The sequence below is a fragment of the Corynebacterium sp. LK2590 genome, from assembly GCF_040946105.1.
Lineage (GTDB): Bacteria > Actinomycetota > Actinomycetes > Mycobacteriales > Mycobacteriaceae > Corynebacterium.
On record NZ_JAYWMH010000001.1, the window covers coordinates 111,361 to 124,831 of the forward strand.

The window sequence follows — 13,471 nt, forward strand, 5'->3', positions numbered from 1 at the left end:
CTCCCGTAAGCGGCGGCTGCGGAGGGAAGGTGAACGGAAATGGCACACGTAATCTCGGCAACTACACAGGCAACTAAGCGCGCGTCCCGGACCAGCGGCGTGGCAAAGCAGCAGCATTTCCTGCGCCAGGCGCGGATGCTAATCGAGCAGGCGCGGGAATACGCGGCCGACGGGCGTCTGGAGGAGGCCCTCGAGGTCGCTTACCAGGCGGGTTTGCGTACGGCCGGCGCGCGGATCGCGGTCTCGGTGGTGGCGCGCCGCAAGCGCAAGCCGTCGAGCGCCTGGGAGCAGCTGGCGCTCGTGAGTGTAGAGGGCAAGGAGTGGGCGCAGGAGTTTGGCCGGTATTCGAAGCTGCGCTCTCGGGTGTCCCTGGGGCTGGAGGACACGGTGGACGCGGAGACCGTGTTCGAGCTGATGGGCTTGGCCGCGCGCTTCATGGCGGCCACCCACGCGGCCGCGGTGGAATCCGATTTCGCCGCCTAGGGCTACCCCTTAGGGCTCTAGGGGCTTAAGTTGGGCGTTGTCTTTACGTTAGAATGGGGGAGGAATTGAGCCGGCGGGAACTAATTGTTTGGCGCTCGCGTTGAACACAGTGAAAGGCCGTCGTGAAGGGCCGTTTTAAGGCAGCGATCCCTGAGGTTTATTGGAGGTACAGTGTCTCTTTCGGAGCAGGAACAGCGCGCGCTACGGGAGCTCGAGCAGCAGCTGTTGGCTGAGGACCCCAAGTTTGGTGCCTCTGTAGCCCAGGCCTCAGCCGGTTCCCCGAGCGGGGCCGTGACCCTGCGCGGCGTGGCGCTCGTGGTCGTCGGGCTGGTCATGCTGGTGGGCGGCGTGGCCCTGGCGCAGAACAGCCTGTGGTTCGTGGTTCTGTCGATCCTGGGCTTCCTCGTCATGTTCAGCGCGGGCATCTGGATGCTCCGCGGTGGCGGGTCCACCGGCTCGAAGTCGGGCAAGAAGAAGTCGGGCTCCGGCCGGGGCCGCGCGGGGGCGTCGCACTCCGGTGGCAGCTCGATGGGTAACAAGCTGGAAGAGAACTTCCGCCGTCGTTTCGAGGGCAACTAACGGTAACTAGAGAGCTGGTCGAAGCGGCCTAGCTTTTCAGCCCCTGGGAGAGATCCCGGGGGCTTTTCCTGTGCCTCCACACAATTCCCCACTTTCCCCCACGTTTGTCCCCACGGTGCCCGGCGAGGGGAGGGGAGCCTAGCGGCGGCTAGGTGGACGGGGTGGAAGGCGTGTCATTGGGCCAGCTAACGGGCCCCAACGTGGAGCCGCGTTTCTAGTGGTACTAAAGAATCCTGTGCTAAAGGAGGTACTCAAGTGGCGTATGAGGCCTAAAAAACGCCGCGGCTGGGGATTTCTCCCCACTATTTTTATGGCCTATGACCAGCATATATGTGGAAAGTGGGCGAAGGGTGGGGCGCGGTGGGTGTTGAAAGTGGGGGAAAGTGGGGTAAAGTGGGGCGCAGCGGTGGAGAAGTGGAACTTTGAGACCGTGGAGAAATGTCGGAGTTATCGAGCCAAGGAAGGTGGACGCCGGGATGTTTCTCGGAACCTACACTCCGAAGCTTGATGACAAAGGACGCCTAACGCTTCCGGCTAAGTTTCGGGATGAGCTAGCTGGCGGACTGATGGTGACCAAGGGACAGGACCACTCACTAGCGGTTTACCCGCGCGAGGAGTTTGCGGAACGAGCTCGAAAAGCAGCGGCCGTGTCCCGGACGAACCCAACCGCCCGCGCGTTCATCCGTAACTTGGCAGCGAGCGCCGATGAGCAACGCCCGGATGGGCATGGCCGTATTACGTTGTCCGCTGGACACCGCGAATACGCCAACCTTTCCAAAGAGTGCGTGGTTGTCGGGTCGGTGGATTTTCTCGAGATTTGGGACGCAGCCGCGTGGGCTGAGTACCAAGAGCAAACTGAAGACGCCTACTCGGCGGCGGACGCGGACGATGTCCTGTCCGGCTTGCTGTAGAAGGCAGTTCACAACTCAACAGAGTGCGTGTACGGACTCTGTCCGAAGTGGAGTAGCTGGTGTACTTCCCCGACATCAGAACCCATTTCGGGCAGGGCCCTATACGCACTTAATTTTTCCCGACAACCACCGCGGCCAACTCCAAGCAACTTCGTTTACGGAAAGGGGGCACCATGGGCTCGACTGAACAGAACAATCACGGCCACGTGCCCGTGATGCGTGAACGCATGGCTGAGCTTTTGGCGCCCGCGGTGGAAAAGGCCGAAGCGAAGGCCCCGGCCGGGGCCGTCCTGGTGGACGGCACGCTGGGGGCGGGTGGCCACACGGAATACTTCCTGGAGACTTTCCCGGAGGTGTCGGTAATCGGCGTGGACCGGGATGGGGCATCGTTGGCTGCGGCCCGCGAGCGCCTGGCCCGGTTCGGCGACCGTTTCGTGGGCGTGCAGGCGCGCTTCGACGAGGTCGGCAGCGCGATCGCCCGACCGGCCACCGAGCACGCGGTTTTGGACAAGGCGCGGGAGGGCGGCATCGCGGGCGCGTTGTTCGACCTGGGAGTTTCTTCCATGCAGCTGGACCAGGCCGAGCGCGGCTTCGCCTACAGCCAGAACGCGCCGCTGGACATGCGGATGGATCCTAGCCAGGGGATAACCGCCGCGGACGTGCTCAATACCTACGACCACGGCAACCTGGCGCGCATCCTCAAGACCTACGGTGACGAGCGCTTCGCCGGCAAGATTGCCAGCGCCGTCGTGCGCGAGCGGGAAAAAGAACCCTTCCGTGACTCGGCGCGGCTCGTCGACCTGCTCTACGCCACCATCCCGGCGGCGACCCGGCGCACGGGCGGCCACCCGGCCAAGCGCACCTTCCAGGCACTGCGCGTGGAAGTCAACCGAGAGCTCGAGGCCATTGAGCAGGTCCTGCCGGTCATCACCGCGGCGCTGCGCGTCGGCGGCCGCGCGGTCTTTATGAGCTACCAGTCCCTGGAGGACCGCCTGGTCAAGCAGTACTTCAAGGAGCAGTCGACGTCGTCGACCCCGGAGGGGCTGCCGATGGACCTGCCGGGGACCGAACCGGACTACCGGGTGATCACCCGCGGGGCAGAGAAAGCCTCGCAGGCGGAGATCGCGGAGAACCCGCGGGCCGCCTCGGTGCGGGTGCGGGCGTTGGAGCGAATAGCCGGCACCCCGCAGCTGCTTTCCCCTGGAGGCACACCATGACCCAGACCACGCGACGCACCACCCGCCCATACTCGACGAAGGGACACCGCTCCATGGGAGCTAGCCGAGATTTCACCACCGGAGAAGACACCGGAGCGGCCACCGCGCTGCTCGAGCGGGATAACCGCCGCGGCACCCAGCGCACCGCCCGCACGCGCACCCCGGAACGCCGGGAGGTGCGCCCGCGGCGCAGCACCCACGGCACCACCAGCCCGCACGGGCCGCGCTACCAGCGCCTAGGCTCGCAGCAGGTGGTCTCCCAGCGCGGCCGCCGCCTGACGCCCATCAAGAAGAACTCGCTGTTCGCCCGCCTGTCGGCGGTGGCCATCGTGCTGCTCATCGGCGGGGTGTGCCTGGCGATGTGGCTGTCCGGCCTGTCGACCTCCCAGACCTTCAAGATCCAGCAGCTCTCCGCGCAGGAATCGCAGCTGAGCAACCAGATTGAGACGCTGAACCGCGACCTGGAAAACGTCCGCTCCACCGCGGACGTGGCCCGCCGTGCCGCGGACGCGAACATGGGCGTGCCCACCAACCCGGGCGTCGTCGAGGTCGCCGAGGACGGCAAGGTGGAAGAAAAGCGCGCGGCGACGGATGAGCAGGAAGCCATCATTGACGTCAACGGCACGGCAATCCGCCCGGGCCGCGCCTCCAGCAACCCGGACGACACGGAAGGCATGTCCGATAGTCTCAACGCGACGCCGGACGGGCATCGTTCGCCGCAGGCTGATTCCCAGCGCCAGGGCGAGGACCGCCAGCAGAACGCGGAATCGAATGCACCACGCGCGGACGAGTTACCGGATCTGCCGGTCCGCGCCCCGTATTCTGGAGCCGGGAATTAGCAGTTGCTTTGGGCAGCCGGGTGGTTGCCCCAAAGGAAATGAATAAGGCAGGTGACTTACCACCGTGACGTCACGGAATCCGGGATCGCGCCCGCACCGGCGGTATCGCGATACCGGCGCGCGGGTGGGGCAATCGGGCCGTCAGCCGCGCGCTGGCGGTCGCAGCTACGCTACCGCCGCGGAGAACACGCGGCCGGCTAGCACCCAACCGCAGGTAAAGAAGCTCTACAAGAATTCGCACATGATGTCCAAGCGCCTGCGGCTCATCATGGCTTTCCTGTTGGTAGGCATGCTGTTGCTGGTGGGGCGCCTGGCATGGGTGCAGGTGGTCTGGGGGCCGGATCTGTCGGCCAAGGCCATGGAGCAGCGCTCCCGCGTCTACGTGGAGCCGGCCCGCCGCGGCGAGATCACCGATAGCGTCGGGCAGCGCCTGGCCTATACCATGCAGGCCCGCTCCCTGACGGTCTCGCCGACGCGCCTGCGCAAGGAGCTGGAAGAGCAGTTCACCAACGAGCTGAGCGCCGAAGGCGCCAGCGGCGAGGACCTGGAGAAGAAGGCCGGCGAGGCCGTCGATAACCGGCTGAAGGAGATGTCCAAGGGCATCCCGAAGATGATCAAGGACGCCGGCGCGGAGGTCGGCAGCGTCGACGACAAGGAGATCCTCGACAAACTGAAGGCGGACACCCAGTACGAGGTGCTGGTGCGCAACGTCGATCCGGACGTGGCCGTCGAAATCGCCGAGGAATACCACGGTGTGGCCGCCGACCACCAGGACATCCGCCAGTACCCGAACGGGGCCATCGCCGAGAACGTGATCGGCAAGGTTTCCATGGACGGCCAGGGCCAGTTCGGCCTGGAGGCGTCCGGGGACTCGACGCTCACGGGCATCGACGGGCGCAAGACCGAGGACGTGTCCACCGACGGGCAGCCCATCCCGGGCACCCTGCGCGATGAGGTCAACGCCGTCGACGGCGCCAACGTCCACCTGACGCTGGATCTGGACCTGCAGACCTTCGTGCAGCAGAAGCTGGAGAAGGCCAAGGCCAATTCGCAGGCCAAGTCCGCCGAGGCCGTGGTGCTGGATTCGGCCACCGGCGAGGTGCTCGCCATGGCGAACACGGACACCATCGACCCGAACGAGGACATCGAAAAGCAGGTCAAGGCCGGCAAGGGCTTCGAAAACCCGTCGATCTCGCACCCCTACGAGCCGGGCTCGGTGGCCAAGATTGTCACCGCCGCCGCGGCGATCGAGGAGGGCGTAACCACCCCGGAGGAAGTCCACCAGGTCCCCGGCTCCATCGACATGGCCGGCGTGACGGTCAACGACGCCTGGCAGCACGGCGTCGAGCCGTACACCACGGCCGGCATCTTCGGTAAGTCCTCGAACGTCGGCACGCTGATGCTCGCGGAGAAGCTGGGGGACAAGACCTTCTCGAAGTACCTCGAGGCCTTCGGGCTGGGCAACACCAGCGGCATCGAGCTGCCGAACGAGTCCGGCGGCCTGGTACCGGCCTTCGAGCAGTGGTCCGGCGGTACCTTCGCCAACCTGCCGATCGGCCAGGGCATGTCCTGGACGACGCTGCAGATGGCCAGCGTCTACCAGACCATCGCCAACGAGGGCGAGCGCATTACCCCGCGCATTATCCAGGACATCGAGGGCGAAGCCGGCGAGGACCGCATCCACTCCGAGCCGGAGAAGACCCAGGTCATCAGCCCGGCCGCGGCGAAGACCACCCTGGACATGTTCCGGGCGGTCTTCCAGGAGGACCCGGCGGGCGTGCAGTCCGGCACGGCGCAGGGCGCGGGCATCGACGGCTACCAGCTGTCGGGCAAGACCGGCACGGCTCAGAAGGTCGACCCTAATACGGGGGCGTATTCTAATTCCGCCTACTGGATTACCTTCGCGGGCGTGGCCCCGGCGGACGATCCGCGCTTCGTGGTCGCCATCATGCTGGACGAGCCGAAATCCGGCGTCAACGACGACGGCTCCGGCGGGCAGTCTGCCGCGCCGGTGTTTAGCGACATCGCCAGCTGGCTGCTGAACCGAGACAACATACCCACCTCTCCGGAGGGCAAGAACCTTAAACTGCGGGCGGAATAGGAGAACAACACCATGGCACGTACGCTAGCGCGACTGGCGCAGTTGGCCGGCGGGAACCTGAGCGGCTCGCCGGAGACGGAAGTTAGCAGCATCGGACTGGACTCGCGCTCCATCGCCCCGGGCGGGATGTTCGCGGCCCTGCCCGGCCTGCACGCCCACGGCGCCCGTTTCGCCGCCGACACCCCAGCCGCGGCCGTGCTTACCGATGCCGCCGGCGCGGAGATCCTCGACGCGGCCGGCGACACGCGCCCCCGCCTGGTGGTCGAGGACATCCGCGCGGTGCTGGGAACTATCTCCGCCGAGATCTACGACCACCCCTCGGCCGACCTGACCATCCTGGGAGTTACCGGCACCTCCGGCAAGACCACCACCAGCTACCTGCTGGAGGCCGGGCTGCTGGCGGCCGGCTACCAGGTAGGCCTTATCGGAACGACCGGCACGCGCATCAACCGCACCCCGGTGCCGACGTCCCTGACCACCCCGGAGGCTCCTAAGCTTCAAGAACTTTTCGCGCAGATGCGCGACCAGGGTGTTACCCACGTCGTCATGGAGGTCTCCTCCCACGCCCTGGCCTTGGGCCGCGTCCAAGGCACCCAGTTCGCAGTCGGCGGGTTCACCAACCTGTCGCAGGACCACCTGGACTTCCACCCGACGATGGAAGACTATTTCCTGACCAAGGCGCGCCTGTTTAACGGGCCCGAGGCCGCCGCGTCCGCCGTCATCTGCGTCGACGACTCCTGGGGCCAGCGCCTGGTGGAACTGTCGCGGGCGGCGGGCACGCCCACCGCGGAGGTCGCGACGGCCGAGTCGGCCGTAACGACCAACGCCGGGAAAATCGTCACCGCCCACCACACCGCGGTCGAGCCGACGGGCGAGCAACACGGCGTGCTGAGCCTGGAGGGCAAGGACTACGAATTCACGGTCCCGCTGCCCGGCAAGTTCAACGTGGCCAACGCCGCGCTGGCGGCCGGGATGGCCGCCGCGGCCGGGGTGGACGTGGAAACCTTCCTGGAAGGCGTGGCCGGCGTCGCGGTACCCGGCCGCATGCAGCGCGTGGACTGCGGGCAGGATTTCGTCGCCGTGGTCGACTACGCCCACAAGCCGGCGGCCGTGGCCGCGGTCTTGGACACCCTGCGTGAGCAGATCCGGACCTCCGAGCGCCCGGAGGGGCGCATCGGCATCGTCATCGGCGCCGGTGGCGACCGCGACTCCTCGAAGCGCCCGCTGATGGGGCAGGCGGCGGCCAGCCGCGCCGACTACGTGGCGGTCACCGACGACAACCCCCGCACCGAGGACCCGGCCCCCATCCGCGCGGCCGTGCTGGCTGGCGCCCGGGAGGCCGCCGCCGAGCGCGACGACGAAGTCACCCTGGCCGAATACCCCTCCCGCGCCGCGGCCATCGACGCGGCCATCCAGTGGGCACAGCCGGGCGATGCGATTATCGTGGTAGGCAAAGGCCACGAAGTCGGCCAGATCGTGGGGGACACGGTCCACCACTTTGACGACCGGGAAGAGGTACAGCGCGCACTGGAAACTAAGACCTCCGGCAGCAGGCCGGCGGGGAAGGAAGAAGCATGATTGAGCTAACGCTAAAAGAGATAGCCGAGATAACCGGCGGCTACCTGGACGAGGTCGATGACCCGCAGGCTCAGGTCACCAGCTTCGTCGAATTCGATTCGCGCAAGATCACCCCGGGCGGGCTGTTTTTGGCCCTGCCCGGCGCCCGCGTCGATGGGCACGATTACGCCCGCGCGGCCGTCGACCAGGGCGCGGTGGCCGTGCTGGCCGCCCGCCCGGTGGGCGTTCCGGCGATCGTCGTCGAACCCACCGACCGCGTCGAGGGCGACGGCGCCAACGCCGATATCTACGCCCACGACTCCGACGGTTCCGCCGCCGCCGTCGTCCGCGCCCTCTCGGCGCTGGCGCAGGCGGTCACTCGCCGGCTGGCCGACAACGGCAACCTGACCATCGTCGGGGTCACCGGTTCCGCCGGCAAGACCTCGACCAAGGACCTGATGGCGGCCATCTTCCACTGCGCGGGCGAGACCGTCGCCCCGCCCGGCTCCTTCAACAACGAGGTCGGCCACCCCTACACCGCGCTGCGGTGCGACTGGCAGACCAAGTACCTGGTCGCGGAGATGTCGGCGCGCGGCATCGGCCACATCCGCCACCTGGCCGACATCGCCCGGCCGACCATCGGCGCGGTGCTTAACGTCGGCTCGGCCCACCTGGGAGAATTCGGCTCCCGGGAGAACATCGCGCAGGCCAAGGGCGAGCTGGTCGAGGCCCTGCCGGCCGCCGCCGAGGGCGGGGTAGCGGTGCTCAACGCCGACGACTCCTTCGTCGCCGCGATGGCTTCGCGCACCGTGGCCAAGGTCGTCTACTACTCCGCGGCCAACCCGCCGGCGCCGGAGGCGGACTACACCGCCACCGACGTAGAGCTGGACGATGTCGCGCGCGCCGCTTTTACCCTCCACTCGCCGAACGCCGCCCCGCAGCGAATCAAGCTGCAGGTCTTCGGCGTCCACCAGGTCTCCAACGCTCTGGCGGCCGCCGCCTCGGCCATCGAGTCGGGGATCCCGGCAGAAAAGGTAGCCGCGGCCCTGAGTGGGCACCGGAATGCCTCGGCGAACCGGATGGACGTCTATAGCCGCCCGGACGGGGTCACCATCATCAACGACTCCTACAACGCCAACCCGGACTCCATGCGCGCGGCCATCGCGGCGCTGGGCTACACCACGGCCGCCCGGCCGGACGCGCGGGCCATCGCGGTGCTCGGCGAGATGGGCGAGCTCGGCGCGGAAGCCGAGCAGGCCCACCAGCAGTTGGGCGCGGAGCTGGCGAAGTACAACGTCGACCGGCTCATCGTCGTCGGCGACACCCCGGCCTGCCGGGCCCTGGCCGCCGCGGCTGCCGACCGCGGGATCACCACGACCGTCGGGGCGGACCACGCGCAGGCCGCCCAGCTGGTCGAGGAAACCCTGCGGACCCCGCCCGCCGGGGTGGAGCAGTGGTCGCAGCGCGCGGCGAAGGACGTGGTGCTCATCAAGGCCTCGAACGCCCAGCAGCTGTGGCGGGTAGCCGCAACCTTAAAGGGCGAGGGCTAGAACCGCCTCGCTAAAATAAGCTCGCGCAGAATTTCTTCAGACTGCTCTTTGTTGTATTAGAAGGACCACGTTCACAGTGACCCAGATTATTGTCTCCGGCGTAATTAGCTTTATCGTCGCGATTTTCTTCACCCCCTGGCTGATTCGGTATTTCTCCCACGCCGGCAAGGGGCAGGAGATCCGCGAAGACGGCCCCAAGTCGCACCTGCGCAAACGCGGGACCCCGACCATGGGCGGGCTGGCGATCCTGGCCGGCATCGTCGTGGCCTACCTGACCACGGGCCTCTACGGGCTCATCTCCGGCAAGGGCGGGTTCACTGTCTCCGGAGTCTTGGTCCTGGGCTTGACCCTGGGGCTGGGCGGCCTGGGCTTCGCGGATGACTTCATCAAACTGTTCAAGGCCCGCAACCTGGGCCTGAACAAGAAGGCCAAGCTCATCGGGCAGCTCGCACTGGCCCTGGCCTTCGGCTTCCTGGCGCTGCAGTTCCCGAACGAGAACGGGCTGACCCCGGCGTCGACGAAGCTGTCGATGTTCCGCGAGATCGACACCTTCGATATCGCCGTCGGCGGCGCCGTCATCGGCACCATCGTCTTCCTGGTCTTCATGTATATCCTCATCGCGGCCTGGTCGAACGCGGTCAACCTGACCGACGGTCTGGACGGGCTCGCGGCCGGCACGACCGCCTTCGTGATGGGCGCCTACAGCCTGATCACCTTCTGGCAGTTCCGCAACGCCTGCGGTGCCGAACACGCCGCCGGCTGCTACGAGGTCCGCGACCCGCTGGACCTGGCCATCTTGGCCGCGGCCGGGCTGGGCGGCTGCCTGGGTTTCCTGTGGTGGAACGCGGCGCCGGCCAAGATCTTCATGGGTGACACCGGCTCCCTGGCGCTCGGCGGCCTGGTCGCGGGTATTTCCGTAACCACCCACACCGAGCTGCTGATGATCATCATCGGCTCCCTGTTCGTCGTGGAGGCGGCCTCCGTGGTCATCCAGGTCGCCGTCTTCAAGACCACCGGCAAGCGCTTTTTCCGCATGGCGCCCATCCACCACCACTTCGAAAACGGCGGCTGGCCGGAGACCTCCGTGGTCATCCGCTTCTGGCTGCTGGCCGGCATGGCCGCCATGCTCGGCGTGGCCCTGTTCTACGCGGACTGGCTGACCGCCGCGGGCATCGGAATCTAGCGACTAAGACAGCAAAGAGTAGGAGTCTTCGACAACACCATGACTGAGCACACGGCGCGTAGTCTGCCCGCGGACCTGGCCCAGGCCCGCCGGGTGCTGGTAGCGGGCGCGGGCGTATCCGGGCGCGGGTGCGCCCGAGTCCTGGACCGCCTGAACTTCGCGGTCACAATCGCCGACGACAATCCGCAGGCGCGACAGACCGCGCTGGACGATTGCGGGGCGAGGGCGGCCGGGCTCAGCACCGAGCAGGCCATGGCCGTCGCCGGCGACGGCCAGATCGACCTGGTGGTAACCTCCCCGGGCTGGCGACCGGACTCACCGCTGCTGGAGGCCTACCGGGCCGCCGGCGTCGAGGTCATCGGGGACGTCGAGCTGGCCTACCGCCTGGACGCGGCCGGCACCTTCGGGCCGGCCCGCCAGTGGCTGGTCATCACCGGCACTAACGGCAAGACCACGACCACCGGCATGCTGGCGGCCATCATGCAGGCAGATACTAACCGCACCGGGCGCCGCGCGGTGCCGGTGGGCAACATCGGCGTCTCCGTCTTCGACGCCATCCAGGACAACGATCGCGTCGACGTGCTGGTCGCCGAGCTGTCTTCCTTCCAGCTGCACTGGGCCAGCCAGCTGCGCCCGGAGGTGGGCGTTTTGCTCAACCTGGCCGAGGACCACCTCGACTGGCACGGCAGCTTCGACAATTACGCCGCCGATAAGGCCAAGGTCATGCACGGCGGCATCGCCATTGCCGGCACGGACGACGCGCACGTGATGGAACTGGTCTCCCGGGCCCGCCAAGCCGGGGACCTGGCGCCGCAGGTCTATTCCTTTAGCTCCCAGACCCCGCAGGCCGGGCAGGTCGGCGTGGAAGGCGGGCGGATCATTGCCCGCCTGGACGGCGAGGACCTCGACCTGGTCTCGGCCGATGGGGTAGAGCCGGCCGGTCTGGCCGGCGTCCTGGACGCTTGTGCTGCCGCCGCGGCCGGGCTGGCCGCCGGGGCGAGCCGCGAGGCCGTCCAGGCGGGCCTGGCGGCCTACCACGTCGCCGGACACCGCGGCGCGGTCGTCCACCGCCACGGCGGGGTCAGCTTCATCGACAACTCCAAGGCCACCAACCCGCACGCCGCGGACGCCGCCCTGGAAGGCCTCGACCGGGTCATCTGGCTGGCCGGCGGGCAGCTCAAGGGAGCAGATGTCAGCGAGCTGGTTGCCACCCACGCCGACCAGCTCAAGGCCGCGGTCGTGCTGGGCAAGGACCGGGAGCTGGTGGCTCAGGCGCTCCAAGCCCACGCCCCGCAGGTTCCCGTAACCGTCCTAGACGAGCAGGATCCGCAGGCGGCCATGGAGACCGCGGTGGCCGCGGCCTGGCAACACGCCGAAGCGGGGGATACCGTACTTTTGGCCCCGGCTGCGGCATCGTTAGACATGTACACCGGGATGGCACAGCGCGGCGATTTCTTCGCCGCGGCGGCGCGTGCGGTCACGGAAAAATCGGATCACCGTCCCGCGCCGGATGCCGGAGAAGATAACGAGGAGAAGCCAGCGCAATGACCTCCACAACGCAGAAGTCAGCCAAGCCCGGGCAGCGGGTGGCCAATTTCCTCGAGCGCCGCCACGAGCAGATGAACAAGTGGTCGGGGCTGGACTATCTGATGTTGCGGATCATCATCTTCCTGCTCGTCGGTATCGGCGTGACGATGGTCTTTTCCTCCTCCATGGCCGAGTCCCTTGTGGAATCCGGCCTGGTCTGGGGCCAGGCGCTGCGCCAGTCCGCGATGGTCCTGGTCGGCCTGCTGGCCTTTTGGTTGGCGCTGAAGATCCCGCCGCGCGCCATGCGCTGGGCCATCCCGTGGATCCTCTTGCTGTCCATCGTGCTGCTGATCCTGGTGCTCATCCCGGGGGTTGGTACCGGCCGCGCGGAGGTTGGCTCCCAGTCGTGGATCATCTTGGGCCCGATTTCCCTGCAGCCCTCGGAGCTCGCCCGCGTAGCCATCGGCCTCTTCGGCGCCTCGGCGCTGGCCAATAAGCAGCACCGCCCGAAGGACCTGCTGGATCCGTTCATGGTCTACTCGGCCATCGCGGGCCTGATGTTCCTGCTGATTATCCTGCAGGGCGACCTGGGTATGGCCATGTCGTTTGCCGTGGTCGTCGTGTTTACCCTGTTCTTCGCCGGCGTGGACTGGCGCGTGGTCGCCTCCATTATCGGGCTGGCCGTGGCGGGCGTGATCTTCGTCTTCCTGTCGGGCGGCTTCCGCTCGCACCGTTTCCACACCTACTTCGACGCGTTGGTGGGCAACATCCAGGACACCCAGGGCACCGGCTTCCAGGCCTACCAGGGCTTCCTCTCGCTGGCCGACGGCGGCATCGCCGGCGTGGGCATCGGCCAGTCCCGCGCCAAGTGGTTCTACCTGCCGGAGGCGAAAAACGACTTCATCTTCGCCGTGGTGGGCGAGGAGCTCGGCCTGTGGGGCGGCGCGCTGGTCATCGTGCTCTTCGCCCTGCTCGGGTTCTTCGGCATCCGCACCGCGCTGCGCGCGCAGAACCAGTTCCACGCCCTCATGGCCGCGACCCTGACCACCGGCGTCGTTGCGCAGGCCTACTTCAACATCGGCTACGTCGTCGGCCTCCTGCCGGTGACCGGCATCCAGCTGCCGATGATCTCGGCCGGCGGCACCGCGGCGATTATCACCATTGGCTCCATGGGCCTTCTGTGCAACGTGGCCCGGCACGAGCCGGAGGCGGTCTCGGCGATGCGCAACTACGGGCGTCCCCTCTTCGACCGGCTGTTCTTCATCGCGGAACCGGAGCCGGCCGATGCCGCCCCGCGCGGCGGTCGCCGTCGTGCCGACGGTTCGGGCGCGCCCCGGGACCGCCGGCCCGAGCGCCCGAGCGCTAACCCCCAAAAGCGGGGCAGCGCCCGCCGCCAGGCGCAGCGGGAGGAGCGTTTTGGCTCGCCGGTGACCGGGCGGACCCGCCCGGTGCGCTCCACGCCGCGCGGGCAGGATTCCGCCGGGCGCGGCGGGGACAGGAACCCGCGCCGGCGCTGGTAGCCTG

The 13,471-nt window shown here is 67.6% G+C and carries 11 protein-coding genes; all 11 read left to right on the forward strand.

Features of this window, described 5'->3' with window-relative positions; all coding sequences use genetic code 11:
• The first annotated feature begins 39 nt into the window (after positions 1 to 39).
• On the forward strand, positions 40 to 483 hold the full coding sequence (locus tag VVR85_RS00495) for an SAV_6107 family HEPN domain-containing protein (RefSeq protein ID WP_368519023.1): 444 nt from the start codon (positions 40 to 42) through the stop codon (positions 481 to 483).
• Positions 484 to 654: 171 nt separating this feature from the next.
• Positions 655 to 1,062, forward strand: coding sequence for a DUF3040 domain-containing protein (locus tag VVR85_RS00500; RefSeq protein WP_368519024.1), 408 nt, complete (start codon positions 655 to 657; stop codon positions 1,060 to 1,062).
• A 476-nt stretch (positions 1,063 to 1,538) separates the two neighbouring features.
• Entirely contained in the window at positions 1,539 to 1,973 is a 435-nt protein-coding gene (gene mraZ / locus VVR85_RS00505) for a division/cell wall cluster transcriptional repressor MraZ (protein ID WP_296205687.1), read from the forward strand.
• Between the two features lie 173 nt (positions 1,974 to 2,146).
• Positions 2,147 to 3,190, forward strand: a complete 1,044-nt coding sequence (gene rsmH / locus VVR85_RS00510; RefSeq protein WP_368519025.1) for a 16S rRNA (cytosine(1402)-N(4))-methyltransferase RsmH — start codon at positions 2,147 to 2,149, stop codon at positions 3,188 to 3,190.
• The gene (locus tag VVR85_RS00515; protein WP_368519026.1) at positions 3,187 to 4,029 is read left to right on the forward strand and encodes a hypothetical protein; all 843 of its coding nucleotides are present in this window, start codon (positions 3,187 to 3,189) and stop codon (positions 4,027 to 4,029) included. The genes rsmH and VVR85_RS00515 overlap by 4 nt, the downstream gene beginning before the upstream one ends.
• Positions 4,030 to 4,273: 244 nt before the next feature.
• Positions 4,274 to 6,130, forward strand: a complete 1,857-nt coding sequence (locus tag VVR85_RS00520) for a peptidoglycan D,D-transpeptidase FtsI family protein (RefSeq protein ID WP_368519407.1) — start codon at positions 4,274 to 4,276, stop codon at positions 6,128 to 6,130.
• 12 nt (positions 6,131 to 6,142) lie between these two features.
• Entirely contained in the window at positions 6,143 to 7,708 is a 1,566-nt protein-coding gene (locus VVR85_RS00525; protein ID WP_368519027.1) for a UDP-N-acetylmuramoyl-L-alanyl-D-glutamate--2,6-diaminopimelate ligase, read from the forward strand.
• Positions 7,705 to 9,237 (forward strand): UDP-N-acetylmuramoyl-tripeptide--D-alanyl-D-alanine ligase, encoded by a 1,533-nt coding sequence (gene murF, locus VVR85_RS00530; protein WP_368519028.1) that lies wholly within the window; start codon positions 7,705 to 7,707, stop codon positions 9,235 to 9,237. Before VVR85_RS00525 ends, murF begins: the two co-directional genes overlap by 4 nt.
• Before the next feature lie 76 nt (positions 9,238 to 9,313).
• On the forward strand, positions 9,314 to 10,420 hold the full coding sequence (gene mraY, locus VVR85_RS00535; RefSeq protein ID WP_368519029.1) for a phospho-N-acetylmuramoyl-pentapeptide-transferase: 1,107 nt from the start codon (positions 9,314 to 9,316) through the stop codon (positions 10,418 to 10,420).
• Between the two features lie 39 nt (positions 10,421 to 10,459).
• A complete protein-coding gene (murD, locus tag VVR85_RS00540) occupies positions 10,460 to 11,968 on the forward strand; it encodes a UDP-N-acetylmuramoyl-L-alanine--D-glutamate ligase (RefSeq protein WP_368519030.1) in 1,509 nt (502 codons plus the stop codon).
• On the forward strand, positions 11,965 to 13,467 hold the full coding sequence (locus VVR85_RS00545) for an FtsW/RodA/SpoVE family cell cycle protein (RefSeq protein WP_368519031.1): 1,503 nt from the start codon (positions 11,965 to 11,967) through the stop codon (positions 13,465 to 13,467). Before murD ends, VVR85_RS00545 begins: the two co-directional genes overlap by 4 nt.
• Positions 13,468 to 13,471: the final 4 nt, after the last annotated feature.

Bases quoted from the DNA above. Each gene is read 5' to 3' on its own strand.
- VVR85_RS00495 (WP_368519023.1), top strand. From the start codon at position 40: ATGGCACACGTAATCTCGGCAACTACACAGGCAACTAAGCGCGCGTCC.
- mraZ (WP_296205687.1), top strand. From the start codon at position 1,539: ATGTTTCTCGGAACCTACACTCCGAAGCTTGATGACAAAGGACGCCTA.
- rsmH (WP_368519025.1), top strand. From the start codon at position 2,147: ATGGGCTCGACTGAACAGAACAATCACGGCCACGTGCCCGTGATGCGT.
- VVR85_RS00515 (WP_368519026.1), top strand. From the start codon at position 3,187: ATGACCCAGACCACGCGACGCACCACCCGCCCATACTCGACGAAGGGA.
- VVR85_RS00520 (WP_368519407.1), top strand. From the start codon at position 4,274: ATGTCCAAGCGCCTGCGGCTCATCATGGCTTTCCTGTTGGTAGGCATG.
- VVR85_RS00525 (WP_368519027.1), top strand. From the start codon at position 6,143: ATGGCACGTACGCTAGCGCGACTGGCGCAGTTGGCCGGCGGGAACCTG.
- murF (WP_368519028.1), top strand. From the start codon at position 7,705: ATGATTGAGCTAACGCTAAAAGAGATAGCCGAGATAACCGGCGGCTAC.
- murD (WP_368519030.1), top strand. From the start codon at position 10,460: ATGACTGAGCACACGGCGCGTAGTCTGCCCGCGGACCTGGCCCAGGCC.
- VVR85_RS00545 (WP_368519031.1), top strand. From the start codon at position 11,965: ATGACCTCCACAACGCAGAAGTCAGCCAAGCCCGGGCAGCGGGTGGCC.